At 67.3% G+C, this 25516-nt stretch carries 20 protein-coding genes; 7 read left to right on the top strand and 13 right to left on the bottom strand.

Features of this window, described 5'->3' with window-relative positions; all coding sequences use genetic code 11:
• The first annotated feature begins 22 nt into the window (after positions 1-22).
• Positions 23-424, top strand: coding sequence for a sterol carrier family protein (locus ABRP34_RS10125; protein WP_353713118.1), 402 nt, complete (start codon positions 23-25; stop codon positions 422-424).
• A gap of 158 nt (positions 425-582) precedes the next feature.
• Here ABRP34_RS10125 and ABRP34_RS10130 read toward each other — a convergent pair whose 3' ends face one another.
• The 4 genes from ABRP34_RS10130 to ABRP34_RS10145 form a co-directional block, all read right to left on the bottom strand.
• Positions 583-2061, bottom strand: coding sequence for a cation:dicarboxylase symporter family transporter (locus ABRP34_RS10130; protein ID WP_353713119.1), 1479 nt, complete (start codon positions 2059-2061; stop codon positions 583-585).
• A gap of 400 nt (positions 2062-2461) precedes the next feature.
• Positions 2462-3223 (bottom strand): SDR family oxidoreductase, encoded by a 762-nt coding sequence (locus tag ABRP34_RS10135; protein WP_353713120.1) that lies wholly within the window; start codon positions 3221-3223, stop codon positions 2462-2464.
• A gap of 45 nt (positions 3224-3268) precedes the next feature.
• Positions 3269-4012, bottom strand: coding sequence for an aspartate/glutamate racemase family protein (locus ABRP34_RS10140; protein ID WP_353713121.1), 744 nt, complete (start codon positions 4010-4012; stop codon positions 3269-3271).
• A gap of 36 nt (positions 4013-4048) precedes the next feature.
• Positions 4049-5617 (bottom strand): NCS1 family nucleobase:cation symporter-1, encoded by a 1569-nt coding sequence (locus ABRP34_RS10145; RefSeq protein ID WP_353713122.1) that lies wholly within the window; start codon positions 5615-5617, stop codon positions 4049-4051.
• A 327-nt stretch (positions 5618-5944) separates the two neighbouring features.
• Here ABRP34_RS10145 and aceE point away from each other — a divergent pair, with 327 nt between their 5' ends.
• On the top strand, positions 5945-8698 hold the full coding sequence (gene aceE, locus ABRP34_RS10150) for a pyruvate dehydrogenase (acetyl-transferring), homodimeric type (protein ID WP_353713123.1): 2754 nt from the start codon (positions 5945-5947) through the stop codon (positions 8696-8698).
• 104 nt (positions 8699-8802) lie between these two features.
• Here aceE and ABRP34_RS10155 read toward each other — a convergent pair whose 3' ends face one another.
• Positions 8803-8988, bottom strand: coding sequence for a YegP family protein (locus ABRP34_RS10155; RefSeq protein ID WP_003806320.1), 186 nt, complete (start codon positions 8986-8988; stop codon positions 8803-8805).
• Between the two features lie 184 nt (positions 8989-9172).
• On the opposite strand from ABRP34_RS10155, the gene nboR reads away from it, so the two are divergent.
• Positions 9173-9796: a nicotine blue oxidoreductase gene (gene nboR, locus ABRP34_RS10160; protein ID WP_003806321.1), complete on the top strand. Its 624-nt coding sequence runs from the start codon at positions 9173-9175 to the stop codon at positions 9794-9796.
• A gap of 51 nt (positions 9797-9847) precedes the next feature.
• Here the strand turns inward: nboR and ABRP34_RS10165 are convergent, their stop codons facing one another.
• The 7 genes from ABRP34_RS10165 to ABRP34_RS10195 form a co-directional block, all read right to left on the bottom strand.
• Entirely contained in the window at positions 9848-10498 is a 651-nt protein-coding gene (locus tag ABRP34_RS10165; protein ID WP_353713124.1) for a uracil-DNA glycosylase, read from the bottom strand.
• Positions 10499-10501: 3 nt separating this feature from the next.
• A complete protein-coding gene (locus tag ABRP34_RS10170) occupies positions 10502-11482 on the bottom strand; it encodes an aldo/keto reductase (protein WP_353713125.1) in 981 nt (326 codons plus the stop codon).
• A 57-nt stretch (positions 11483-11539) separates the two neighbouring features.
• Entirely contained in the window at positions 11540-14422 is a 2883-nt protein-coding gene (locus tag ABRP34_RS10175) for a molybdopterin cofactor-binding domain-containing protein (protein ID WP_353713126.1), read from the bottom strand.
• A 2-nt stretch (positions 14423-14424) separates the two neighbouring features.
• On the bottom strand, positions 14425-15396 hold the full coding sequence (locus tag ABRP34_RS10180) for an FAD binding domain-containing protein (protein WP_353713127.1): 972 nt from the start codon (positions 15394-15396) through the stop codon (positions 14425-14427).
• Positions 15387-16847 (bottom strand): XdhC family protein, encoded by a 1461-nt coding sequence (locus ABRP34_RS10185; RefSeq protein WP_353713128.1) that lies wholly within the window; start codon positions 16845-16847, stop codon positions 15387-15389. Before ABRP34_RS10185 ends, ABRP34_RS10180 begins: the two co-directional genes overlap by 10 nt.
• A gap of 158 nt (positions 16848-17005) precedes the next feature.
• A complete protein-coding gene (locus ABRP34_RS10190; protein ID WP_353713344.1) occupies positions 17006-18562 on the bottom strand; it encodes an NCS2 family permease in 1557 nt (518 codons plus the stop codon).
• 15 nt (positions 18563-18577) lie between these two features.
• Positions 18578-19072 carry a nucleoside deaminase gene (locus ABRP34_RS10195; RefSeq protein ID WP_353713129.1) on the bottom strand — a complete coding sequence of 165 codons (495 nt, stop codon included), beginning with the start codon at positions 19070-19072 and terminating at the stop codon, positions 18578-18580.
• A gap of 412 nt (positions 19073-19484) precedes the next feature.
• Here ABRP34_RS10195 and ABRP34_RS10200 point away from each other — a divergent pair, with 412 nt between their 5' ends.
• Both ABRP34_RS10200 and ligD read left to right on the top strand, forming a co-directional pair.
• Positions 19485-20903 (top strand): 8-oxoguanine deaminase, encoded by a 1419-nt coding sequence (locus ABRP34_RS10200; RefSeq protein WP_353713130.1) that lies wholly within the window; start codon positions 19485-19487, stop codon positions 20901-20903.
• A 45-nt stretch (positions 20904-20948) separates the two neighbouring features.
• Positions 20949-22205 carry a non-homologous end-joining DNA ligase gene (ligD, locus tag ABRP34_RS10205; protein WP_353713131.1) on the top strand — a complete coding sequence of 419 codons (1257 nt, stop codon included), beginning with the start codon at positions 20949-20951 and terminating at the stop codon, positions 22203-22205.
• Between the two features lie 108 nt (positions 22206-22313).
• Here ligD and ABRP34_RS10210 read toward each other — a convergent pair whose 3' ends face one another.
• The gene (locus ABRP34_RS10210; RefSeq protein ID WP_172411654.1) at positions 22314-22487 is read right to left on the bottom strand and encodes a hypothetical protein; all 174 of its coding nucleotides are present in this window, start codon (positions 22485-22487) and stop codon (positions 22314-22316) included.
• A gap of 376 nt (positions 22488-22863) precedes the next feature.
• Here ABRP34_RS10210 and pucL point away from each other — a divergent pair, with 376 nt between their 5' ends.
• Together pucL and ABRP34_RS10220 are read left to right on the top strand one after the other, a co-directional pair.
• Positions 22864-23772: a factor-independent urate hydroxylase gene (gene pucL, locus ABRP34_RS10215; RefSeq protein ID WP_353713132.1), complete on the top strand. Its 909-nt coding sequence runs from the start codon at positions 22864-22866 to the stop codon at positions 23770-23772.
• A gap of 243 nt (positions 23773-24015) precedes the next feature.
• The gene (locus ABRP34_RS10220; protein ID WP_353713133.1) at positions 24016-25497 is read left to right on the top strand and encodes a nucleobase:cation symporter-2 family protein; all 1482 of its coding nucleotides are present in this window, start codon (positions 24016-24018) and stop codon (positions 25495-25497) included.
• Positions 25498-25516: the final 19 nt, after the last annotated feature.

A 25516-nucleotide genomic window follows, 5' to 3' on the forward strand; every position in this document is an offset into this window, starting at 1 on the left:
TTAGCTTTTCAAGGAGGCACCGGTGGCAGTTGCGCGCCGCAGAATCGACCCGGCCGACGGCCAAGCGGCACTGAGCCAATGGGCGGCAGGTGCCGTCCCGCCGTCGGACGCTGTTCCAGCCGCGCCCGCGGCACCAGCGGTTCCCCGCTCTGTGACCGCGACGGCGGTCCGGTACTCCCTGGAGGAGGTCACCGCCCGGGCGCCGGGGAATTCGGTGGAGGTGCGGGTGCCGCCGTTCGGCGTCACGCAGTGTGTGGAGGGCCCGCGGCACACCCGCGGCACTCCCCCGAACGTCATTGAGTGCGACGCCGCCACCTGGCTGGCGATGGTGACCGGCCGGCTGAGCTGGGCGGACGCCGTCAGCGCCGGACGCGTGGCGGCTTCGGGCCTGCGCGCCGACCTCTCAGCCCTACTACCGCTCTGAGCTCCGCTTCCCGTTCCCACAGGAAAGGCAGGACCCCGCCCAAGCCTGAACTGCTCAGTCTCGGACGGGATCCTGCCCTCTGTCCTCTGGAGTTTTTGCGCAGATACCGCGACCTCAAGGGTCCGTAGCGGCCAATATCTGTGCAGAAACTCCGTACGTTATTCGTGGTTGATGGCGGCCGACGGCCTGCTCATCTGGAACTCCGGCATCTGATCGGGGCTCGGGCCGCCGCGGAACTTGGGCGAAGCCTGCCCGCCTCCGCTGATCCGTTCCAGTTCCTGCTCTTGGAAGTCTTCCTCGACACCGAGCATCACGGCCGAATCGTGGTTGGTGATCTCGCCGCGGAACGCCCGGACCATGACGCTGCGGTCGAACTGACCCTCCCATTTCGAGACCACGAAGGTCGCCACGCAGTTGCCCAGCAGGTTGACCACCACGCGCATGGAGTCCATGAGCCGGTCGGCCCCGAGGAGCAGCGCGACGCCGGCCACCGGAAAGATTCCGAGCGCCGCCGCCGTCGCGGACAGTGCCAGGAAGGACGAGCCGGGAACGCCGGCCATGCCCTTTGAGGTCAGCAGCAGGACGCCGAGGGCCGCGAGCTGTTGGCCGAGGTCCAGGTGGTGGCCGAAGGCCTGGGCGAGGAACAGCAGGGAGATGGACAGGTAGATCGCCGCACCGTCCAGGTTGAACGAGTAGCCCGTGGGCACCACCAGGCCGGTGGTGGCCCGGGAGCATCCGGCATTCGTCAGCTTGGTCATGATGCGCGGCATCACCGCTTCCGTGGACGCAGTGCCCAGGGCCAGCAGGAATTCCTCGCGGGTGTACTTGAGGAACTGCCACAGCGGAACCCTGGCGAAGCTCCAGGCCACAACGAACAGGAGCCCGATGAACACCACCGCGGCGCCGTAGCAGGCGGCAATCAGCATCGCGTAGGTGCCCAGGGTGTCCAGCCCGTACTGGCCGATGATGAAGGCCATCGCACCGAAGGCACCGATCGGGGCCACCTTCATGATCCAGGACATGATCTTGAAGATGAGTTCGAGGACCGTCTCCATGAGGCTGATGACCGGCATGCAGCGCTCCCGGCCGATGACCACAATTGCGGCGCCGAAGAAGACGGAGAAGAAGAGGACCTGCAGCAGGCTGTTGCTGGCGAAGGCGCCGATGACGCTGGTGGGGATGACGTCCAGGATGAAGGCCGCTGCGTCTTTCGGCACGGCGTGGCCGGTCTTGGCGTCGAGAGCCTCCTGGGACAGAGTGCTCGGATCGATATTCAGGCCTGCTCCGGGCTGGACGACGTTGCCGACAATCAGGCCGAAGACCAGGGCGAAGAGTGTGGCCGCTGTGAAGTAGAGAAGAGCCTTGACTCCTACCCTTCCGACCGCCTTGACGTCGCCGACGGCCGAAATTCCCGTGACGATCACGAGGAAGATCAGCGGCGCGATGATCATTTTGATGAGCTGGATGAAGCCGTCACCGAGCGGCCTCAGCTGGGAGCCAAGGTCCGGCCAGAAATGCCCTATGAGAACACCTGCCACGACGGCGATCAGAATTTGGAAGAAGAGCGACCTATACAGGGGCTTCTTCTTCGACGGCACCGAACTCGCCTTCAGCGCCGCGGAATCTGGGATCTTCATTGATCTGTACCTATCAATTGGGAACTGCCCCGGATCGGGGTCTGCTTCCAACGTAACCCCGGTCACACAATTCCGCAAGAGGAAATTCAGTTTTCACGATGCGGAACTAATTGGCCGGTCACAATTGGGTTTTTGTGCACTTGTCGCGACTTTGAGGGCCGGCCAGCGGCCGGTATCTGAGCCAAAACTCCTACCGCGGCCAGCCCTGCTTGCGCAGCCGGGCCTGAACTCCGCCCACGTCGACAGCGGGACGCCGTGGACTTCGGCAGCGGTGACCAGGCTGGCGAAGATGTCGGATCAAGTGCGGCGTGCGAACGGACGGGTGCGGCAAGGTCGGGCACGCACGATTTGGGCACGCGGACGCCTCTGCTCGGGCAAGGAGGAAGGCGGAGGGAAGAGGTCAGCCTCGGCCTATGAAGGGCATTCCCGCGGCCGTGATGACCACTGAGCCCACGCTGGCCGACGGCGGCATCCCGGCCATCATCAGCACTGCACGGGCCGCGTCCTCCACCGGGAACATCGGTTCCACCCTGCGGCTTCCGTCGGCCTGCAACGCCCCCGAGCCAACCCCGATGGTGTCCATGATTTCCGTGGCCGTGTTGCCGATGTCGATCTGCCCGCAGGTGATCCCGAACCCCCGGCCGTCCAGCTCGATGCTCTTGGTCAGGCCCGTCATGGCGTGCTTGGTGACGGCGTAGGCCACGGTCCGCGGCCGGGGTGAGTGCGCCGAGATGGAGCCATTGTTGATGATCCGCCCGCCCTGCGGCGACTGCGCCTTCATCGCCCGGACGGCCGCCCCGGCGCACAGCACCGAACCGGTCAGGTTCACGGCCACAGTGGCGTCCCAGTCCGCCAGGGTGATCTCATCCACCGATGCCGCCGGGCCGAAGACACCGGCGTTGTTGAACAGGACGTCCACCCGGCCCCAGCGCCGGAGGACTGAAGCGAAAAGGCGTTCGACGTCGTCGGGCACGGTGACATCGCACGGCACCGCAAGCGCGTCCGGATGCCCGTCCGCTGTTTCCAGGAGCTGCTGCTCACGGCGGCCCGCCAGGGCCACCCGGTAACCGTCCGCCAGCATTTGCCGGGCAACCGCGCGTCCGATGCCCGAACCGGCACCGGTGACGACGGCGACCCGTCCCGTTGTGGGTGGAACGGTCATGCTGCTTCTCCTGGAGTTGTTGGAACCTGGGCGGCTGTTGGAACCTTACGCGGTGGCGGGAACGTCATTGGCCACCAGCGGCCAGCCTATGACGGTCTTGGGCCGCGGCGTGGCGTACGTCCGCACCTTGGACGTGGAGAGCTGCATCCGGACCAGGGACTCCGCGATGGTCACGGCGGAGGCAACGCCGTCGACGACGGGCACTCCGGCCCGCTGCCGGATCTGTTCGTCCAGGCCCGCCATGCCGCCGCAGCCCAGCACGATCACCTCGGCCTTGTCCTCCCGGACGCCGAGCAGAGCCTGGCTGATGATGGCCTCGACCGCCCGCTCCGGTTCCTCCTCCAGCTCCAGCACGGCCATCCCGCTGGCCCGCACCGAAGCACAGCGCGCATCGAGGCCGGCCAGCTTGAGCCGGTCCTCGATGAGCGGCACCGCGCGGTCCAGGGTCGTGACAACCGAGTATTTGTGGCCGAGGAACATGGCCGTGCTGGCCGCCGCCTCGGTGATGTCGACGACGGGAACGTCCAGCAGCTCCTGCAGCCCCTCCCGGCCGTGCTCGCCGTAGCCGGCCTGGATGACAGCGTCGAACGGTTCCGGATAATTCACCACGGCGTCCATCACGGCGATCGCGGCCAGGTAACTCTCAAAGTTGCCTTCGCAGGAGTCGGCCCCGAAACGCGGCGTGATCCCGACGATCTCGGTGCCCGCCGCCGCGATGCTGCGTGCCTGGGCAGCGATGGAATCGGTCATGGACTGGGTGGTGTTGACGTTCGCAACGAGTATGCGCATGGTTCCTCCTGGATGGAAGCGGGGACTTGGTGCTTCTTAGTGGGTGCTGGCGACGGCGATCGCCTCGCCGTCGACGTCCTCAAAGTGCTGGTGGCGGTCGGCGATCACGTAGTAGCTCAGTGCACCAACGCCGGCGCCGAAGAACCAGGCAAACGGCGCCGCCGCTTCAAAGGCCGGGACGAATGCGACGAGGATGGCCAGGACGGCCGCTGGCACCAGCGCGATGATGGCCCGCGGATTGACGCCCCGCTTATAGAAGTAGGCCCCGGCCGGGTCCTCGCTGTAGAGCTCGGGGACGTTGACCTTTCCGCGGCGGAGCAGCCAGTAGTCGGCCATGACCACGCCGAACAGCGGCCCGAGCAGGGCACCCAGCCCGCCCAGGAAGTAGACGATCACAAGCGGGTTGTTGTAGAGGTTCCACGGCAGGATGACCAGGCCGATGGTGCCGCTTACCCAGGCCGCCCGGCGGAAGTTGAGGCGCTTGGGGAAGAGGTTGGTGAGGGCATATACGGGGGCGACGAAGTTGGCCATGAGGTTGACTGCGATGGTCAGAATGAGGATCGCGAGGCAGGCCAGCACCAGGAACAGGGTATTGGGAATGCTTTGGACGATGTCGGACGGCGTTTCGATGATGGTGCCGTTGATCTTGTACTGTCCGCCGGCCAGGACCACCACAATGGCGCCGAACAGGAGCATGTTGATCGGGATGCCCCAGAAGTTGCCGCGCACGATGGACTTCTTGGACACGGCGGAGCGGGTGAAGTCGCAGAAGTTCAGGACGAATGTTCCGTAGATGGAGACCCAGAGGGCGCCGCCGGCGAAAATGGTCCGCCACATTTCGCCGCCCTCGAGGCCCCGGATGCCCGTCCACTGGATGGAACCGCGCGCCTCGATGAAGACCCAGACAGCCAGCAGGACCATTGTCACCAGGATGACCGGACCGGCGAAGGCCTCGTACTTGCGGATCATCTCCATGCCAAAGCTGACAATGACAAGCTGCACGATCCACAGCCCCACGAAGGAGATCCAGCCCAGCGTGCTCAGGCCGAGGATGGAGTTGGTGTCCAGGTCATGGAGGGACGGAACCATGGCCACCAGCATCACGCGGAGCACCACCGAGGCAAGGAACGTCTGGATGCCGAACCACGCCACCGCCACCGCGCCACGCAGAAGGCTGGCGAGCTGGGCGCCGCGGATGCCGAAACTGATGCGGCTCATGACAGGAAACGGAACGCCCGTTTTTTGCCCCATGAAACCGGAGAAGCTGAGCAGGACGAAGAGGAGAACCGCCCCGATGGCCAGGGCGGTGAGAATCTGCCAGCCCCCGAGGCCCAGGGAAAAGAGTCCGACGGCGAACGCGTAGTTCCCGAGGCTGTGCACGTCGTTCGCCCACAGGGTGAAGATGCTGTACCCCGTCCAGCGGCGGCCTTGCCGCTTGGTGGGTGCGAGGTCAGTGTTGTAGAGGCTGGGGCTGATGTCGCGGGCGGCTGCGGCGCTGGCCGCTTCGCACAGGGCATCGGTGGCCGTGGTCTGGTGAACGGGCTGGTCCGACGACGCTGTCGGGACGGGAGCCGGTTCGACGCCGACTGGTGGAGTCGTGTGCATCTGGATCTCCAGTTCTGGGATTTCCGCGGTGGTGAGCCCTCGATCGGATGACCCTTGGCCGGACGATCACTGCTGTTATTCCACATCGCGAAATAAGTTTGTTGAATAGTGAAATAAGGGTATGACCTGCATCACCCTCCGGTCAAGGCTCCCGATGGAGGGGTCGTGGTCACAAACCGCGGGCTAGGCATTGACGGGCCAGGTCGCACCACAGGGACCGCTGCACGTTTGACCGGGTCCAGCCTGGCGGATAATCTCGAACAGCAAGAATGTTTTCTCACAATACGAAAACATGAGCCCAGCATTCAAAGATGAAACGAGGCTGCCGTGGCTGCAGGAGAAGATACCTCCCATATCCTCAGCGGGTTGACTAACCAGCTGCCTGATCGTGATCCGGAAGAGACCGCCGAGTGGGTTGAGTCCCTGGACGCGCTGATCAGGGAACAGGGCACGGAGCGTGCCCAATACATCATGCGCAGTCTCCTGCAGCGTGCCGGCGCGCAGAGCGTCGGGGTTCCGATGGTGACCACCACGGATTATGTGAACACGATCCCGGTGGACCAGGAAGCGGAATTCCCGGGGAACGAGGAGTTCGAGCGCCGGTACCGGGCGTACATGCGCTGGAACGCGGCGGTGATGGTGCACCGGGCGCAGCGGCCCGAGATCGGTGTGGGCGGGCACATCTCGACCTACGCCGGTGCCGCGACCCTGTACGAGGTCGGGTTCAACCACTTCTTCCGCGGCAAGGACCACCCCGGCGGCGGGGACCAGGTGTTCTTCCAGGGCCACGCGTCCCCGGGCATGTACGCCCGGGCGTTCATGGAAGGCCGGCTCTCGGAGGAGGACCTGGACGGGTTCCGGCAGGAAAAGTCCAAGGAAGGCCACGCGCTCTCCTCCTACCCGCACCCGCGGCTGATGCCGCACTTCTGGGAGTTCCCGACCGTGTCGATGGGCATCGGCCCGATGAACGCGATCTACCAGGCCCAGTCCAACCGGTACCTGCACAACCGCGGCCTGAAGGACACCTCGGACCAGCAGGTCTGGGCGTTCCTGGGTGACGGGGAAATGGACGAGCCCGAGTCCCGCGGCCTGCTCCAGCTCGCCGCGAACGAGAACCTGGACAACCTGAACTTCGTGATCAACTGCAACCTCCAGCGCCTGGACGGGCCGGTGCGCGGCAACGGCAAGATCATGCAGGAACTCGAGGCGTTCTTCCGCGGCGCGGGCTGGAACGTGATCAAGGTCGTCTGGGGCCGGGAATGGGATGACCTGCTCACCCGCGACACGGACGGGTCGCTGGTGCAGATCATGAACGAAACCCCGGACGGGGACTACCAGACCTACAAGGCCGAATCCGGCGGGTTCGTCCGGGAACACTTCTTCGGGAAAACCCCCCAGACCAAGGACCTGGTCGCTGACCTGACCGATGACGCGATCTGGAACCTCAAACGCGGCGGGCACGACTACCGCAAGGTCTACGCCGCGTACAAGGCCGCGACCGAATTCAAGGGCAAACCCACCGTGATCCTGGCCAAAACGGTCAAGGGCTACGGCCTGGGCCCGCACTTCGAAGGCCGCAACGCCACCCACCAGATGAAAAAACTCACCCTCGACGACCTGAAGGAATTCAGGGATTACTTGAGGATTCCCATTTCCGACGCCCGGCTCGAAGAGGATCCTTACCGGCCTCCGTATTACCACCCCGGTCCGGACGCACCCGAGATCGCCTACCTCCTGGAGCGGCGGAAGGCATTGGGCGGGTCCGTACCTGAACGCCGTTCCGGCCAGGGGGCGGTGGAGATGCCGGACGCCATGACGTTCGACGTCGCCAAGCGCGGTTCGGGCAAGCAGCAGGCCGCGACCACCATGGCGTTCGTCCGCCTCCTGAAGGACCTGCTCCGCGACAAAAAGTTCGGGCACCGGATTGTCCCCATCGTGCCGGACGAGTCGCGGACCTTCGGCATGGACGCCTTCTTCCCGACCGCGAAGATCTACAACCCTGGCGGCCAGAACTACCTGTCCGTGGACCGGGACCTGGTCCTGGCCTACAAGGAATCCGCGCAGGGACAGCTGATCCACCCCGGCATCAACGAAGCCGGCGCCGTGGCAGCCTTCACCGCCGCCGGCACCGCCTACGCCACCCACGGCGTGCCCCTGGTCCCGGTCTACGTGTTCTACTCCATGTTCGGCTTCCAGCGCACCGGCGACGCCTTCTGGGCCGCCGCCGACCAGATGACCCGCGGCTTCATCATCGGCGCCACCGCAGGACGGACCACCCTCACCGGCGAAGGCCTCCAGCACGCCGACGGACACTCCCCGCTGCTGGCCTCCACCAACCCCGCCGTGGTCACCTACGACCCCGCCTACGGCTACGAAATGGGCCACATCGTCCGCGACGGCCTCGAACGCATGTACGGGCCAGCCTCCGAAGGAAACAACGCAGACCGGAACCTGATGTACTACCTCACGGTCTACAACGAGCCCATCACCCAGCCCGCCGAACCGGAGAACCTCGACGTCGAAGGCGTCCTGAAGGGCATCTACAAGCTCGCAGCCTCCACCACCGAAGGCCCCAAGAGCCAGATCCTCGCCTCCGGCGTCTCCGTCCCCTGGGCCCTCGAAGCCCAGCGGATCCTCGCCGAAGACTGGGGCGTCTCCGCCGACGTCTGGTCCGTCACCTCCTGGAACGAACTGCGCCGCGACGGCCTCGCCGCCGAAGAGGAAGCCTTCCTCAACCCCGGCCAGGACGCCCGCGAACCCTTCGTCACCAGGCAGCTCGCCGGAGCCCAGGGCCCCGTCATCGCCGTCTCGGACTACATGAAGGCCGTTCCGGACCAGATCCGGCAGTTCATCCCGAACGACTTCGCCACCCTCGGCGCCGACGGCTTCGGCTTCTCCGACACCCGCGCCGCCGCCCGCCGCTACTTCAAAAACGACACCCACTCCATCGTCGTCAAAACCCTCCAGCTGCTGGCGGCGAGGGGCGCAGTGCAGGAGGGCGCGCCGTCGTACGCCATGGACCGCTACAAACTCCTGGACGTCACGGCGGGAACAACGGGAGGAGCCGGCGGCGACTCCTGAGCCCTATCCCGCTGGTTGAGCCTGTCGAAACCGGACTGGCGACACATTAAAAAACGACGGCGGCCCTCACCTCATGGTGGGGGCCGCCGTCGTGTTTGGATACGTCAGGGATGCCTGCGGTCGACGACGAAGCCTGTTGCTGCGCTCTCCCGGACTGCCGTGATCCCCGCGGCAACTGCCTTGATGTTGGGAAAGCTGGGCGAAACCGCAACCACGGTTCCGTCGTCCGCCGTCAGCCTGAACCGGTACTGTCCCGCGCCCGCCGTCTCGATTACGAATGAACCTGCCATATACGCTCCTTCCGCCAGCTGCACCGTTGCAGCCGCCATTACGACCCCCAATTGCCAACACGACATATCCGACGTTAGCCGCCATTCACTGGACGAACCACCCCTACCACCGGGTAGGATTCCGCCGCATCCGGACCGGACGTCCGGTCCGGGCGCCAAATCCGGCATGGCCTAGGGTGGTTCCATGACCGCCTCCCCGCTTCCCCGGACCTCGGGCGTGCTGCTGGCGGCGGGTGCCGGTACCCGCCTGGGACGCGGCCCGAAGGCGCTGCTTCCATTCCGCGGCCGCACCCTCGTGGAGGTCCTGGCGGACGTGCTGCTCGACGGCGGCTGCCGGGACGTTGTGGTGGTGCTCGGCGCGGGCGCTGCGGACGTCCGCGCCCGGACCGACCTGGCCCGGCACACCGTGGTGGAGAACCCGGAGTGGGCCGGCGGAATGGGAAGTTCGTTCCAGGCGGGGCTGGACCGCGCACGCCCGGAAGACCATGTGCTGGTGGCGCTCGTGGACCAGCCCGGGCTGACAGCGGAAATTGTCGCCCGGCTGTTGCGGGCACACCGGCCGGGCCGGGTGACGGCCGCCGCCTACGCCGATGATTCGGGCAAGCTCCGGCGCGGCCACCCGCTGTTGCTCGACGCCACCCTGCGCGCGGGTGCTGCGGCATCGGCGGCCGGAGACGCCGGCGCCCGGTTCTTCCTCCAGGCCCACCCGGAACTGATCGACCTGGTGGACTGCACGCCGCCACCCGGATCAGGCCAGACCGGCGGCGAAGACCTCGACACCCCGGACCAGCTGCACCTGCTCGGCTAGGTCAGCGGCCCCGGCCAGTTCAGCGGCGGGTGGGGGCGGCGCGGCCGGCAGTCACTGCGCCATTCCCGCCGCAAGAAGTTCGTGCAGTCCCTGCTTGAAGCGGGCCCTCCCGCCGTGGGCGGGATGCCTGATTTTTGGCACGTCCAGGCCGCTGCGGCGAAGGCTGGTGTGTGCCACGTTCCCCACGGCCACCACGGTTTCGATGGGAAAGATCCCGGTCAGCGCCTGCCAGAACGGGGTGCCCAGCGCCGCTTCCGCGGGTGTGGGCGTGCGGTTGGACAGCGGCCGTCCCGGCAGATGGGTATGCCAGGGGCATGCGCTCCAGAGCAAAGGGAGGAAGCCGAGCTCGGCAAGGACTTCCCACATGACTGTGGCGGTCGGCTCGGCGGCGACGCCGGCCGCCTCCGGCGGCAGCACGTACCCTTTCCCGGAACCGAACAGTCCGAAGGGATTGGCCGGCCCCTGGAACATGGTGCGGTTGGTGAACGGGACCCCCGTGATCCGCATGCCCCGGAAGCCCGGCGCCTCCCCCACCAGCAGCACCTTCGGGGCCCGGTCCAGCATGTCGCTGAGATAGGCCAGCAGGTTTTGCCGGCGCAGGGCGTTGGCGGGATCCGAGTGGTCGAAGAAGTTGGTGCAGGCCGGGCCGGTTTCGACGGCAGCGAGCCGGTCAGCGAAGTCTTCGATCGGCGAGGAGGTCATGCTTTACCAGCGGGGGTGGACGGCCTCGCTGAAGTAGTGGTCATAGATCCAGCGCACGCCTTCGTCGAACTCCGGGCTGAGTACCGTAGCGGCCGCGGCGGCGTTGGCCCTGGCCTGCTCCACTGAACGGGCACCGGGAATGACGGACGTGACGCCGTCCTGCGCGGCGACCCACGCGATCGCGGCCTGCGCGGTGCCGGTACCCTCCGGCACCAGCTGTTCGAACTCGGCCACGGCCTTGAGCCCCAGCTCGTAGTCCACCCCGGAGAAGGTCTCTCCGACGTCGAAGGCGTTACCGGCGCGGTTGTAGTTGCGGTGGTCGTCCTCGGCGAAGACGGTTTCCTTGGTGTACTTCCCGGACAGCAGGCCGGAGGCGAGCGGAACCCGGGCAATGATGCCCACGCCCGCGGCCTTCGCAGCGGGGAGCACCTCCTCCAGCGGCTTGAGTCGGAAGGCGTTCAGGATGATCTGCACGGACGCCGTGCCCTCGTGCCGCAGGGCTTCGAGGGCTTCGTCGGTCCGCTCCACGCTGACGCCGTAGTTCCGAATGGCACCGTCGGCAACGAGGGTGTCTAGGGCGTCGTACACCTCGGCCCGGCTGTACACGGCGGTGGGCGGGCAGTGCAGCTGGACCAGGTCCAGAGCCTCGGTGCGCAGGTTGCGGCGCGACCGGTCCACCCATTCGCGGAAGTTGGCGAGGTTGTAGTTTTCCGGACGCTGCTCCAGCCGGCGGCCCATCTTCGTGGCTACCGTGATGCCCGTGCCCGGGTTGTCGGCGAGGAACGCCCCGATGGCCTGCTCGCTGCGGCCGTCCCCGTAGACGTCCGCGGTGTCGAAGAAGGTCACGCCGGCCTCCGCCGAGGCCGCGAGGATGGCCTGCGCCTGCGCCGGGTCAACGTTGCCCCAGTCCGCGCCGAGCTGCCAGGTCCCCAGTCCAACGACTGAAACGTTCCGTCCGGTCTTGCCTAAGATGCGCTGTTCCATCCCCCGACTATATGTTGCCGACCCCACGCGGGGTCACTTCGCGCCCTCCCCTGCGGTTCATGGGGCGCAAAGTGACTGCGCGTTGCCCGGACCTGCGGGAATGCCGTCGGGAACGCCGTTGGGAACGAGTCCCGCCGCCTTGAGCCCCAGGTAGATCTTGTCCCGGGCGATCGGCAGCTCGGCGAACCGGACGCCGGTGGCATTCCGGATGGCGTTGGCCAGCGCCGGTGCCACAGGGTTGAAGGGGCTTTCGCTCATCGACTTGGCCCCGAGCGGTCCCATCGCGTCGTTCGTATCGGCGAAGTACACCTCGCTGCGCGGCACGTCGGCGAAGGACGGGATGTGGTACTGCCGGAGGATGTCCGTGGTGACCCGGCCGGCGTCGTCCACCCGGACCTCCTCGTAGAGGGCGGCGCCCAGGGCTTGGGCAATCCCGCCCTCGATCTGGCCCCGGCACTGCCGCGGGTTCACCACGACGCCGGCGTCCGCCGCCTGCACGCTCTGCAGGATCCGCAGCTCGCCGGTCCCGGTGTTCACGGCCACGCGGAAACCGTGGACGTTGAAGGCCACCGAGCGCGGTGTGCCGCCCCAGCGCCCCTCTGCCTCGAGTTCGACGCCGGCCTGCCGGGCGGCGTCGAACAGTTCAGTAAGCGGCACCCGGGTTCCCTCGCAGACGACGGCGTCGCCGTCGAGCACGCATCCGGAGGCCTGGATCTGCCGGATGCCGGCGGCGAACGCCCGGATCCGGACGGCCAGTTCCTCGGCGGCGGCCAGTGTGGCCTTGCCGGCCACGACCGTGCCGGCCGAGCCGAAGGCACCGGTGTCGTGCTCGATCAGGTCCGTGTCGGACTGCCGGACGGCGACCCGCGCGGCAGTCGTGGACAGTGCCGTGGCCGCCAGCTGTGCGTGCACCGTGGTGGTGCCGTTGCCGAATTCGGCGGTTCCGACGTCGGCGGCGTACGTTCCGTCGGCCAGGAGCCGGAGCTTCGAGTGGGCGAAGTGGCCCCGCGGCGGAACGGTGTCGATCATGGACAGGGCCGTACCCTCCCCCGTGACCCAGTCCGGGCCGAGGTCGTCAAGGCCGGCGGACCGGTAGCGTTCGCGGCCGCGTTCCAGCGCGTCCTGCACCAGGCGCGTGCACTGGTCCAGCCCGTAGCTGCCGTAGTGGACGTCCTCTTCGGGTTCGGAATGGGTGGAGAGCATGTCGTCGCCCTCGCGGACCATGTTGCGGCGGCGGAACTCCAGCGGGTCCATGCCGATGCCTGCAGCCAGTTCGTCGATGGCCGATTCGATGGCGAAGATCATCTGGCTGAGCCCGTAACCGCGGAAGGCACCGGACGGCACGGTGTTCGTATAGACGGCGTGCGCGTCGACCTTCTTGTTGGCGCATTTGTAGACGGCCAGGGATTCGCCGCAGCCGTGGAACATGACCCCAGGGGCGTGGTTGCCATAGGCGCCCGTGTTCGTAAGGACGTCCAGCTGCAGCGCCGTGAGCCTGCCGTCACTGCTGGCGCCTGCCTTGACCTTGATGGTGAACGGGTGCCGCGTGGTGCTGGCGGTGAACTGCTCGGTCCGGGTGAATTCCAGCTGCACGGGGCGCCGCAGTTTCAGGGCCGCGAGCGCGGCGATGTCCTCCGTCAGCACCTCCTGCTTGCCGCCGAAACCGCCGCCCACCCGGCCCGCCACCACGTGGACCTGGTCCTCCGGCAGCCCGAACACGCGGCAGAGCGTGCGGCGGACCAGGAACGGAACCTGGCTGGACGTGCGCACCTGCAGCCTGCCGTCGTCGTCCACCGAGGCGATGGCGGCATGGGTTTCCAGCGCGACGTGCTGGACCCGCTGGGTGCGGTAGGTCTGCTCGTGGATGAAGTCGGCGGCCGCGAAGCCGTCGCTGACGGTGCCAAGCTCGGAGTGCAGCTCGGCCACGATGTTCCGCCCCGGCTGGGCGATCCGCGCCGTGCCGGCGTCCTTGTCCCCATGCAGGGCGGGCGCGCCGGGCCGGATGGCGTCCTGCGGGGTGAACACCGCGGGCAGTTCCTCATACGTCACGCGGACAGCGCGGACGCCGGCTTCCGCGGCGCCCACCGATTCCGCGACGACGGCGGCCACCCGCTGCCCGCGGAACCTCACCACGGTGTCCAGCAGCCGGGTGTCGTCAGGGTCGTCGGTGTAGAGCTCGTGCTGGGCGCTCGAGTACAGCTGGTCCGGGGCGTCCTCGGCGGTGAGCACGGCCACCACTCCCGGCACCTCCATGGCCGCCGCGGTGTCGATGGACACGACGCGCGCGTGCGCGTGCGGTGAACGCACGAGCTTCATGTGCAGCAGGCCGGGCAGCGCCTCGGCCGGGACGTCCAGCGTGTAGCGCGCCTGCCCCGTAACCACCGCGCGGCTGGCGGGGGCCGGGACGTCGTCCCCGAGCCGGCCGGGCTCCGGGGCGGGCTGCCCCTCGCCCGCGATCCCCGAGCCTGGGCCTTCCGGGGCCGGGTGTCCTTCGTGGCCGCAGACGGCGTCCGCGATGGCCCGGTATCCGGTGCACCGGCACAGGTTGCCCTTGAGGTTGCGCGGCAGGTTTTCCTTCTGCGCGTCGTCGAACGTGGCGGCCGTCATGATCATGCCCGCGGTGCAGAAGCCGCACTGGAAGCCCTGGCGGTCCAGGAACTGCTGCTGCATGGGGTGCAGGTCAGCTCCTTCACTGGCGGAAGTCCGGTTCGTGGCTGCGAGGCCTTCGATCGTGGTGACGGCGTGGCCCTCCGCGCGCACGGCCGGGTAGATGCAGCTGTGCACCGGGGTGCCGTCCACGTGGACGGTGCAGGCACCGCAGTCGCCGCCGTCGCAGCCCTTCTTCACGCCGAAGTTGCCCTGCTCCCGAAGGAACGTGCGCAGGCACTGGCCGGGACGCGGCTGCGCCTCCACCGGCGCGCCGTTGATTTCCATGGCCATGCTCAGGCCCCTCTCTTCATCTGCCGGGTCTGCTGCTGTGTCTGCTGCTGTGTCTGCTGGGGCGGCCAGAAGTCGCCGGACACGGCTGCCGGGGCTCCGGCCGGGAGGCCGAGTTCTACCCGGATTTCCTCTGCCAGGCGGTGCGTCACGTCGCGGCGCCACGCGGGCAGCCCGTGGATATCGTCGTGGTACAGGCCTGCCGGGATGGCGGCCTCGAGTCCGTCGCCCAGCTCCGGCGCGTCCGGCAGGGAACCGAACCGGAGCTGCACGGGCCGTTTGGTGGCGGCGGTGACGGTGAGCGTGAACCGGCCGCCGCCGTCGAGCCTTCCGATCAGCAGCACCCCCGACCTGCCGAGGTTGCTCAGCGAGAGCCGGCGGAACGCCACCCGGGAGGACAGTGCCGACGCCGGCAGGCTGACGCTGCGGAGCAGCTCGCCGGGTGCCAGGGCGTTTTGCCCGTCCCCGGTGATGAAGTCGGCCACCGGCAGCTCCCGTCGGGAGTCTCCCGGGCCGAGGACCGTGGCCGTGCCGTCCAGTCCTGCGGACAGCGAGATCATGGGGCCGGCCGGCAGGGATGTGCACAGGTTGCCGCCCACGGTGGACATGTTCCAGACCTTGAAGGACGCCACGAAGGAGTCGCAGCAGGGCCGGATCAGATCCAGGCCAGGCCAGGCCTGCGCATGCTGTTCTGTTTCTACCGCGTGGCCGGCCGGGCCCGCGCGGAAGAGCGTCCCGGGGAGCGCGTACAGTTCGGCGACGGTGCACGTGGCGGCGAGCTCGATGCCGTCCGCAGTCACCGTGACGGGCTGCCAGCCGGCGGAGCCGAGGTCCAGCAGTCGCCGCAGCGGCTCGGGCCCAAAGGCTGTGCTGCCGTAGGAAAAGAGGACTGTGCCTCCGGCCAGCCAGGCGTCGCCGTCGCGCCAGTCGGCGGGGTCGGTGGTGCGGACCACCGCCTCGATGGTGTTCATGTCCATGCGATCTCCTGGGATGCCTGTTCTTTATTGAATGCCGGTTCTGCGCTGGGGCTCCCGGCTGCGGAAAGGGAATGGATGGGTCCGGTGCCGTTCCGCAATGGTGTGCAGGCGACGGAACCGCTGCGCGCCGCGATCAGCTCCGCGGTGATGGAGACGGCCACTTCCGCCGGTGTGACGGCACCGAGATCCAGACCGATGGGCGAATGCAGCCGTGCCAGCCGCTCCGGTGCCACCCCGGCCTCGAGCAGCCCGTCGATGCGCTGCCGGTGGCTGCGTCGCGAGCCCAGGGCGCCGACGAAGGCAACATCAAGCTCCAAGGCTTCCTGCAGCAGGGGAATGTCGAACTTGGGGTCGTGGGTGAGGACGCAGATGACCGTGCGGCGGTCGATCCGGCCTGCGGCGGCTTCCGCGGCGAGATACCGGTGCGGCCAGTCGGTGGCCACCTCGTCCGCAGCGGCGAAACGCTCCTGCGCCGCGAACGCCGGCCGGGCGTCGCACAGTGTGACACGGTAGCCGAGCAGCTTCGCGGCCGGCACCAGCGCCGCGCCGAAGTCATTGGCGCCAAACACCAGCAGCCGGGCCTGCGGCAGGCGGCTCTCCACCAGCAGCGTCACGGGCTCGGGCGACACCACGCCGCCATCAATACCGTGGGCGCCCCTGCCGGAAACGCCGCAGCCCTGCGGTGGTGCCAGCCGGACCAGCCCCGTCCGGCCGCCGCGCAGCAGCGGTTCGAGCTGGGCCGCTGCCGCCAGGAGTGCTTCCCGCCTGGCCCCGGCGTCCAGATGCAAGCCGTCCAGATGCAAGCCGTCCAGCCCCAGCAGGGCTGCAAACTCAGCCGATCCCGCAACCTCAAAGGTGCCGGGATCCGGAACCACGACGACGGACGGCGGCTGTGTGCCCGCCGCCCCCGTTGTTCCGGATCCCTGAGTGCCGGCAGCTTGAGTTCCGGCGTCCTGGGTTCCGGCAGCCCCCAATGGACTGCCGGACAGGGTCCTGCCGGACACGGTCCCGTCGGGCACGCTCCTGCCGGACACGGTCCTGCCGGACACGCCGTCGATGCGCCGGATCAGGGCCAGCGGCCGTTCGGGGTCCCCGGCGGCAAACCTGTGGAGGTCCCCGAGCCCGGCGGCGCTGCCGTCCAGGGTCTGGATATGGACCTCCAGCTCACCGCCGCAGGTGAGCCCGACGGCAAATGCATCCTCCCTGCTGAAGCCGAACGCCTCAAGGCGGGTGCCGCCGTCGGCCATCACTTCCAGCGCCGAGGCAACCACGGCCCCTTCCACACAGCCGCCGGAGAGGCTGCCGAGTATCTCGCCGGATTCAGATACCAGCATGGACGTCCCGGGCGGCCGCGGCACGGAGCCGCTGGCGGTGATGATGGTGGCCACGGCGCACCGTTGCCCGGAGGCCGCCGGGCGCCAGCCGGCCAGAGAAGGCATCAGATCCAGCATGGCAGCACTCCCTCTTCCCGTGCGATGGTGCCCATATTCTCGTTCCTATCCTTGGTAGTGGAAAGCGTACGACGCCGGTCCGGCCCAGCGACGCGCAAACGGTCCGGGGATGCGCGGATTCCCGTGTCCTCCGGCCGTTTGCGCGTCGCAGGGCATTTTTACGCCCCGAGCAGCGCGCTGACCGGACCCCGCGCGAAGTAGACCACAAAGCCCACGGTCACCACCCACATCAGCGGGTGGATCTTCTTCGCCTTGCCGGAGGCCGCGCCGATGACCGCCCAGCTCACGAAGCCCACGCCGATCCCGTTGGCGATCGAGTAGCTCAGCGGCATGGTGACGATGGTCAGGAAGGCCGGCAGTGCCACGGCGAACTTGGTGAACTTGATCTCGCGGATCTGGGCCATCATCATCGCGCCGACCACCACCAGGGCGGCGGCAGCCACCTCGAGCGGCACCACGCTGGTGAGCGGGGTGAGGAACATGGACCCGAGGAACAGTGCTCCGGTGACCACCGAGGCCAACCCGGTGCGCGCCCCCTCACCAATCCCCGCAGCGGAGTCGATGTACACGGTGTTGGAGGAACCCGACGTCCCGCCGCCCACCACCGCGCCCACGCCTTCGACGATGAAGGCGGACTTGAGCCGGGGGAACGTGCCGTCCTTGTGCGCCACTCCCGCGCTCTTCGCCAGCCCGGTCATGGTGCCCATGGCGTCGAAGAAGTTGGTGAAGACGAGCGTGAACACCAGCATCGTCGCGGCCAGGCCGCCGATCCGGCCAAAGGCGCCGAACAGGTCGAACTGGCCCACCAGCCCAAGGTCCGGCGCGGAGACCAGATGACCCGAGAGCACCGGCGTGTTCAGGTGCCAGCCGCCAGGGTTGGTTTCGCTGGCGGGACCGATGTGCAGGAATGCCTCCACGACGGCGGCCAGAACCGTGGTGGCCACGATGCCGATGAGCAGGCCGCCCTGGACCTTCCGTGCCACCAGGATGCCCATGACCAGCAGGCCCACGATGAACACCATGGTGGGGATGGAGGTGATGGAGCCGTTGTCGCCGAGCTGGACGGGCGGTCCGCCGGCGGTGGCCTTGACGAAGCCCGAGTCCACGAAGCCGATGAAGGCGATGAACAAGCCGATGCCCACAGTGATGGCGGCCTTGAGTTCCTTGGGCACGGCCCGGAAAATCGCGGTCCGCGCGCCGGTGACACCAAACAGGACGATCAGGATGCCGTTGATGACCACCAGGCCCATGGCCTCGGCCCAGGTGACCTCCTGGATCACCGCCACCGCGAGGAAGGAGTTGATGCCCAGTCCCGCGGCCAGGCCGAACGGCAGGTTGGCGATCAGGCCGAACGCGATGGTCATGACGCCGGCTGTCAGGCCGGTGACTGCGCCCACCTGCGCCGCGGAAAGCCAGCCGCCGGCGACGTCCGTCGGGGCGTTGTCCGCGCTGAAGCCGCCCAGGATCAGCGGATTAAGGATGACGATGTAAGCCATCGTGAAGAAGGTGACCAGCCCGCCCCGCACCTCCCGGGCAACGGTGGAACCGCGCCGGGTGATGTGGAAGAAGCGGTCAAGGAACGAGTTCGACGCCGGGGGCTTGGGGCCGTTGCCCCGCTGCGTTTTGCCGGTTGCCGGGTTCTTTTCGGGTGCCGCCGTCTGCCCTGCGTCAAGAAGCGCAGCCTGCTGTTCAGCGGTATTGTCCAGGATTGTCATTTCAGCCACCGGGCCCTAGTAGTCAATCCTGGAGTCGAGCGTGTTCCAGGTGTTGAACGGTTCCAGGATGGCGGGGGCTTCGGGGTGGCCGAGCTCCAGCTTGGAGACCGGCATCAGTGCGTGGCGGTCCTCGTTGTCGAAGTACTCGTAGAAAACGGCGTCGTCGAAGCCAACGGAGGCGGCGTCGTGCCGGTCGGCGCCGAAGACAACCCGGTCGATGCGGGCCCAGAGCGCCGAGGCGAGGCACATGGGGCACGGCTCGCAACTGCTGTAGAGGGTTGCCCCGCGGAGGTCGAAGGTGCCCAGCCCGCTGCAGGCGCGGCGGATGGCGGTGACCTCGGCGTGGGCGGTGGGATCGTTGTCGGCGGTGACCCGGTTGACGCCGTCGAACGCCTGACCGTCGGCGGTGACGATCACGGCGCCGAACGGGCCGCCGCTGTTCAGGACGTTGGCGGTTGCCAACCGGATGGACCTGGCCAGGAATGCCTCGGCCGTGACGGTGGTACTCATGATGCGACTCCCTTTGCTGTGGAAGCCGGTACCCCGCGACGGAACGGAAAGGACCAAGTGCGACGGTTACCAGGCTTCAGCATGTGCTTTTGAAGGTTAAGTTGCGCCTGGTAGATAGCTTCCCGGAGTCCGGGTGCCCGCCTTTGGCAACTCGAGATTAGCACCGGAGTGTGGTCCGCGCCATAGTTTTCTGGAAATTTAATTTCGCAATGTGAAATGCGTGTTCCGCCGCCTCACGGGCTGGTACTTCCTCCGCCGCCAAGCATGCCTGTCACAAAGCGCGGCCATTGACCGCCCTCCCGCACCCGCCCTACGCTGGTGCCGACCTGCCGCCGTCGGGCAGCGGGTCCCCTGGATCAGCAGACAGGACCACTGAGCTGGAAAGTATCAGCACGCTCAGACAAGGACCCCCATGACCCAGCTCTTTGACTCTCAGTCGACGAAGGTTCCGTCGCCGAACCTTCAGTCACCGGCGCCGGCCGCCGAATCCCGGCTCTGGATCCGGAACCCGCTGGCTGCCTTCACCGCCAACGGCCTCGACGCCTCAGCCGGCCTGGTGGTCAGCGGCGGCAAGATTGTGGAGGTGCTCGGCGCCGGACAGGCGCCCTCCGCACCCTGCGGGCAGACCTTCGACGCCGGCAGCCACGTTGTGCTCCCCGGGCTGATCAACACCCACCACCACTTCTACCAGACGCTCACCCGCGCCTGGGGTCCGGTGGCCAACGCTCCCCTGTTTCCCTGGCTGCAGAACCTCTACCCTGTTTGGGCCAGGCTGACCCCACGGGACCTTGAACTCGCAGCCACCGTGGCCCTCGCCGAACTGCTGCTCTCCGGCTGCACCACCGCTGCCGACCACCACTACCTCTTCCCCGCGGGGATGGAGGACGCGATCGACGTCGAAATCGGCGCCGTCCGGCGCCTCGGCATGCGGGCCACCCTGACCCGCGGCTCCATGACGCTGGGGGAGGACGACGGCGGGCTGCCGCCGCAGTCGACGGTGCAGACCCCTGAGGCGGTGCTGGCAGACAGCGAACGGCTGATCCGCGAGTACCACCAGCGAGGCGACGGTGCGGTGATCCAGATTGCGCTGGCGCCCTGCTCCCCGTTTTCCGTCACCAAGGAGATCATGGCCGAGAGCGCGGCGCTGGCGGACCGGCACGACGTCCGGCTGCACACGCACCTCGCGGAGACCCTCGACGAGGAGCAATTCTGCCTCGAGACGTTCGGGCTGCGCACCGTGGACTATTTGGACAGCGTGGGCTGGCTGACGGACAGGACCTGGCTGGGCCACGGCATCCATTTCAGCGACGCTGAAATCGCCCGGCTGGGAGCGGCGGGAACCGCCGTCGCCCACTGCCCGACGTCGAACATGCGCCTCGCGTCCGGCACCGCCCGGGTCCTCGAACTGGAGGAAGCGGGCGTGCCCGTGGGGCTGGGCGTGGACGGATCGGCGTCGAACGATGCCTCCAACATGATTCTCGAGGCTAGGCAGGCGCTGTACCTGCAGCGGCTCCGCTACGGTGCGCACGTTCCGGTGGAGCGGGCGCTGGGCTGGGCCACCCGCGGATCGGCGGCGGTACTGGGGCGGCCGGACCTGGGCCAGCTGGCACCCGGCATGCAGGCGGACCTGGCCCTGTTCCGGCTCGACGAGCTGCGGTTCTCGGGCAGCCACGATCCCCTCGCCGCCCTCCTGCTGTGCGCCGCCGACCGCGCGGACCGCGTGATGGTGGGCGGCGAGTGGCGCGTGGTGGACGGCCAGATTCCGGGACTCGACGTGGCCGGGCTGGTTGCGGAGCATTCGGCGGCGGCGCGGCGGCTCGTGAACGGCTGACGGAGCGTCATTCCGATGAGGTTAGCCAGCTGCTAGCGTGGCGGCATGACTCCGTCGAAGACGCCGGCCGAGATCCTGGACATTGCCGGCTCCGAGGTCCGCATCTCAAGCCCGGACAAGGTGGTGTTCCCGGAGCCCGGACTGACGAAGCTCGACCTGGTGCGGTACTACCTGGCCGTCGCGGATGGCGCACTCCGGGGTGCAGGCGGCCGGCCGATGGTGCTCAAGCGCTTCCCGAAGGGCATCGACGCGGAGGCCTTCTTCCAAAAGCGCGTGCCCGACAACCACCCCGACTTCATCGACACGACGACGCTGCATTACGCGTCGGGGACGTCCGCGGAGGAAGCCGTCATCCGGGATGCCGCGGGCCTGGCGTGGGTGGTGAATCTTGGCTGCCTCGACCTCAACCCGCATCCGGTCCGTGCCGAGGACCTCGAGCACCCGGACGAGCTCCGGGTGGACCTGGACCCGATGCCGGGAGTCGACTGGTCGCAGATCGTTGACGTCGCGTATGTCGCGCGGGAGGTGCTCGACGACGCCGGGCTCGTGGGGTGGCCAAAGACGAGCGGGTCGCGGGGACTCCACATCCTGGTCCGGATCGCGCCGCAGTGGTCGTACCGCGACGTGCGGCTCGCTGCCGAGACCCTCGCCCGGGAGGTCGAAAACCGCGCTCCGGGCCTTGCCACCGCGCGGTGGTGGAAGGAGGAACGCGGGGAGAGTGTGTTCGTCGACTTCAACCAGAATGCGAAGGACCGCACCGTGGCGTCGGCTTACTCAGTCCGGCCCTTGCCTGACGCCCGGGTCTCGACGCCGCTCACCTGGGACGAGGTCCGCTCCGCCCGGCCGGAGCAGTTTACGGTGCCCACAGTGCTGGAGCGCTTCGCCGAGGTGGGCGACCCCCACACCGGCATCGACGACGCCGTGGGAGCACTTGACGGGCTTCTCGCCCTGGCTGCGGAACTCGGCCCCGCCGAGAAGGCGCCGCGCGGGGGCAACGGCTCCGGCCGCCGCCAGTCGGTGATGCCGCTCATTGAAGTGGCCCGCACCAAAACCAAGCCGGAAGCACTCGCTGCGCTCGACGAGTGGAAGTCCCGGCATGCGGACGTGGTCCCCGCCCTGCACCCGGCCGATGTGCTGGTCGACGGAATGCGCGGGTCGAGTTCGCTCTGGTACCGGGTACGGGTGAACCTGCAACACGTCCCCGAGGCGGAGCGCCCCCCACAGGAGGAGCTCATCGCCGACTATGACCCGTGGGCCGGCAAGGAGTGGCCGGGGCGCCCGGATTCTCCGCCCACGGCCTGAGGACACAGAAAGGGTCCGGCGACGCAGAAAAGGTCCGGCGACACCCGAATGCGGGTGTCGCCGGACCATTTGCGCGTCGCGCGGCGAAAACTGCGTCTCTGGCAGCTGCTACGGCCGCCTGCCGAAGACCGGAAGCGCCCGCAGCCACCGCGACAGGCTGCCTGAGCGCCGGTCGCAGTCGGCCGGGATGTAAAAGTCGGGGTCCGTGGCACCGAACGGCAGGTACAGCTCCTGGCCGGGGGCCGGGAATTCCGCGACGTTGTTCTGATCCTGCGAGTCCATCTGTTCCTCCTCGTTTCTTGCCTTGCTCCGCTCAAGGTATTTCGTAGAGCGGAAATAAGTTTTTGATATGTGAAATCTTACGGACACGCCTCGCGGCACGTCAAGACCCGCCAGCCAACCCGTTTCGCACCGCCCCGGTCACAATCGGTTTTCTAAATTGGTGATGTACACCACCGGGATGCTGCGCTACTCTTGAAGTCAATTCGTGGCGCACGTCACGTAACCTGGGAGCAGCAGGCAGGGTCGTAATGAGCTGGCATCAACTGATGTCGGCTCATTTTTTGTTTGGGTCGACGCCACAGGAAATGCGTGGGAAACACGCACTTAATTTCTATGTGGGACTTTCGTTCCACATACCGGAAGTTGGGAACAGACCATGAGCAACAAGATCGTCCTCGGCCACAACCAGTACGGCAAGGCCGAAGTCCGCGTCGTCAAGATCACCCGCGACACCGACCGCCACGAGATCGAGGACCTGAACGTCACCTCGCAGCTCCGCGGCGACTTCGAAGCCGCCCACCTCGAAGGCGACAACGCCCACGTGGTCGCCACCGACACCCAGAAGAACACCATCTACGCCTTCGCCCGGGAAGGCGTCGGCTCCCCCGAGGCTTTCCTGCTGCGCCTTGGCGAGCATTTCACCTCCAGCTTCGACTGGGTCACAGGCGGCCGCTGGGAAGCCGAGTCCTACGCCTGGGAACGCATCCAGGCACACGGCAGCGCGCACGACCACTCCTTCGTCCGCAAGGGCCAGGAAGTCCGCACCGCCGTTCTGGTCCGCGATGGCGCAGCCACCCACCTGATCTCCGGACTCAAGGACCTGACCGTCCTGAAGTCCACACAGTCCGGCTTCGTCGGATACCCGAAGGACAAGTACACCACCCTGCCGGAGACCACCGACCGCATCCTGGCCACCGACGTCTCGGCCCGCTGGCGCTTCAAGTCCGGCACGGATTTCAGTTCGCTGGACTTCAACAAGAGCTACGAGGACGTCAAGAGCCTCCTGCTTGAGGGCTTCACCGAGAAGTACTCCCACGCCCTCCAGCAGACCCTGTTCGACATGGGCGCGAAGGTCCTGGAAGCCCACAGCGAGATCGAGGAAATCAAGTTCTCGATGCCCAACAAGCACCACTTCCTCGTGGACCTCTCGCCGTTCGGGCTCGACAACCCCAACGAGGTCTTCTTCGCGGCCGACCGCCCTTACGGACTCATCGAAGCCACCGTCCTGCGCGACGACGCCGAAGCAGCCGACGCCGCCTGGTCAGGCATCGCCGGCTTCTGCTAGACCCCGGCCGGCCCGCGGACCGAAAGTCCGCGGGCCCGCCGGCACACCACCACCGGTTCCGAGTTTTCGTCCATGCGGCTTAAGCACCCCTAAACCCCCAATAAGTGGACACAAACTCCCCCCGGCCGCATAAACCGGGCCACGGTTCCCGCCAGCGGACCCGGCCACGCCACAAGTTTCAAATTGTTAGCCAGACATTGTTAGCCAGACGAAGGCGTCTGCCATGAACCAAGAAAGTCTGCCATGAACATCACCAAGAAAAGCCGCCCAGCGGCAACCCGCCCGGAAGATCAGCGCCTCTCGATCGGCAGCACTTTCGCCTACGGGTTCCAGCACGTCCTCACCATGTACGGCGGCATCATCGCGCCGCCCCTGATCATAGGCGCCGCGGCAGGAATGTCCTCTCAGGACATCGGCCTGCTGATCGCCGCCTGCCTCTTCGTCGGCGGCCTGGCCACCATCCTCCAGACCGTCGGCATCCGTTTCTTCGGCTCCCAGCTCCCGCTCGTCCAGGGCGTCTCCTTCGCCGGCGTCTCCACAATGGTTGCGATTGTCCACGGCGGCGGCGGAATCCAGGCGGTCTTCGGTTCGGTGATCGCGGCCTCGCTGATCGGGCTGCTCATCACGCCCCTGTTCTCCAGGATCATCAAGTTCTTCCCGCCTGTTGTCACGGGCACGGTCATCACCACCATCGGCCTCACGCTCATGCCGGTGGCCGCCAACTGGGCCATGGGCGGCAACAAGGCGGCCCCCAACTACGGCAGCATGGCCAACATCGGCCTGGCCGCCGCCACCATGGCGATCGTCCTGCTGCTGAGCAAGGTGGGCAACGCCGCCATCTCCCGACTGTCCATCCTGCTTGCCATGGTTCTGGGCACGGCCATCGCCTTTGCCTTCGGCATGGCCGACTTCTCCAAGGTGGGCCAGGGCGAGATCGTCGCGTTCCCCACCCCGTTCGCCTTCGGGCCGCCCACGTTCGAGATCGCAGCTATCATCTCCATGCTGATCGTCATCCTGGTGACGCTCACCGAGACCTCCGCGGACATCATCGCCGTCGGCGAGATCGTGGGCACCAAGGTCGATTCGAAGCGGATCGGCGACGGCCTGCGGGCTGACATGCTCTCCAGCGCCATCTCCCCGCTGTTCAACTCCTTCACCCAGAGCGCCTTCGCACAGAACGTGGGCCTCGTGGCGATCACCGGCGTCAAGAGCCGGTTCGTCGTCAGCGCCGGCGGCCTCATCCTGGTCATCCTCGGCCTGCTTCCGGTCCTTGGCCGGGTGGTTGCGGCGGTGCCGACGCCCGTCCTGGGCGGTGCCGGCGTCGTACTCTTTGGAACGGTTGCCGCCAGCGGCATCCGGACGCTCTCCAAGGTGGAGTACCGGAACAACATGAACCTGATCATCGTGGCCGCGTCCATCGGCTTCGGCATGATCCCCATCGCAGCGCCGGCCTTCTACGACCAGTTCCCGTCCTGGTTCAGCACCATCTTCCACTCCGGCATCAGCTCGGCGGCGGTCATGGCCATCCTGCTGAACCTGCTGTTCAACCACCTGAAGGCGGGCAATTCGGAGAACCAGTCCGTGTTCGTGGCGGGCACCGAGCGCATCGTCAAGGAGGAGGACCTGCAGTGCCTGGCCGACGGCGACCGCTTCGAAGGCGGAAAGCTGATCGACTGCGACGGCAAGGAAGTCCCCATCCAGGCGTCATCCAGCTCCGAGCACTAGCGCCCCACTTAAGCGCGAA

The organism is Arthrobacter sp. K5 (genome assembly GCF_040448525.1).
GTDB lineage: Bacteria > Actinomycetota > Actinomycetes > Actinomycetales > Micrococcaceae > Arthrobacter > Arthrobacter globiformis.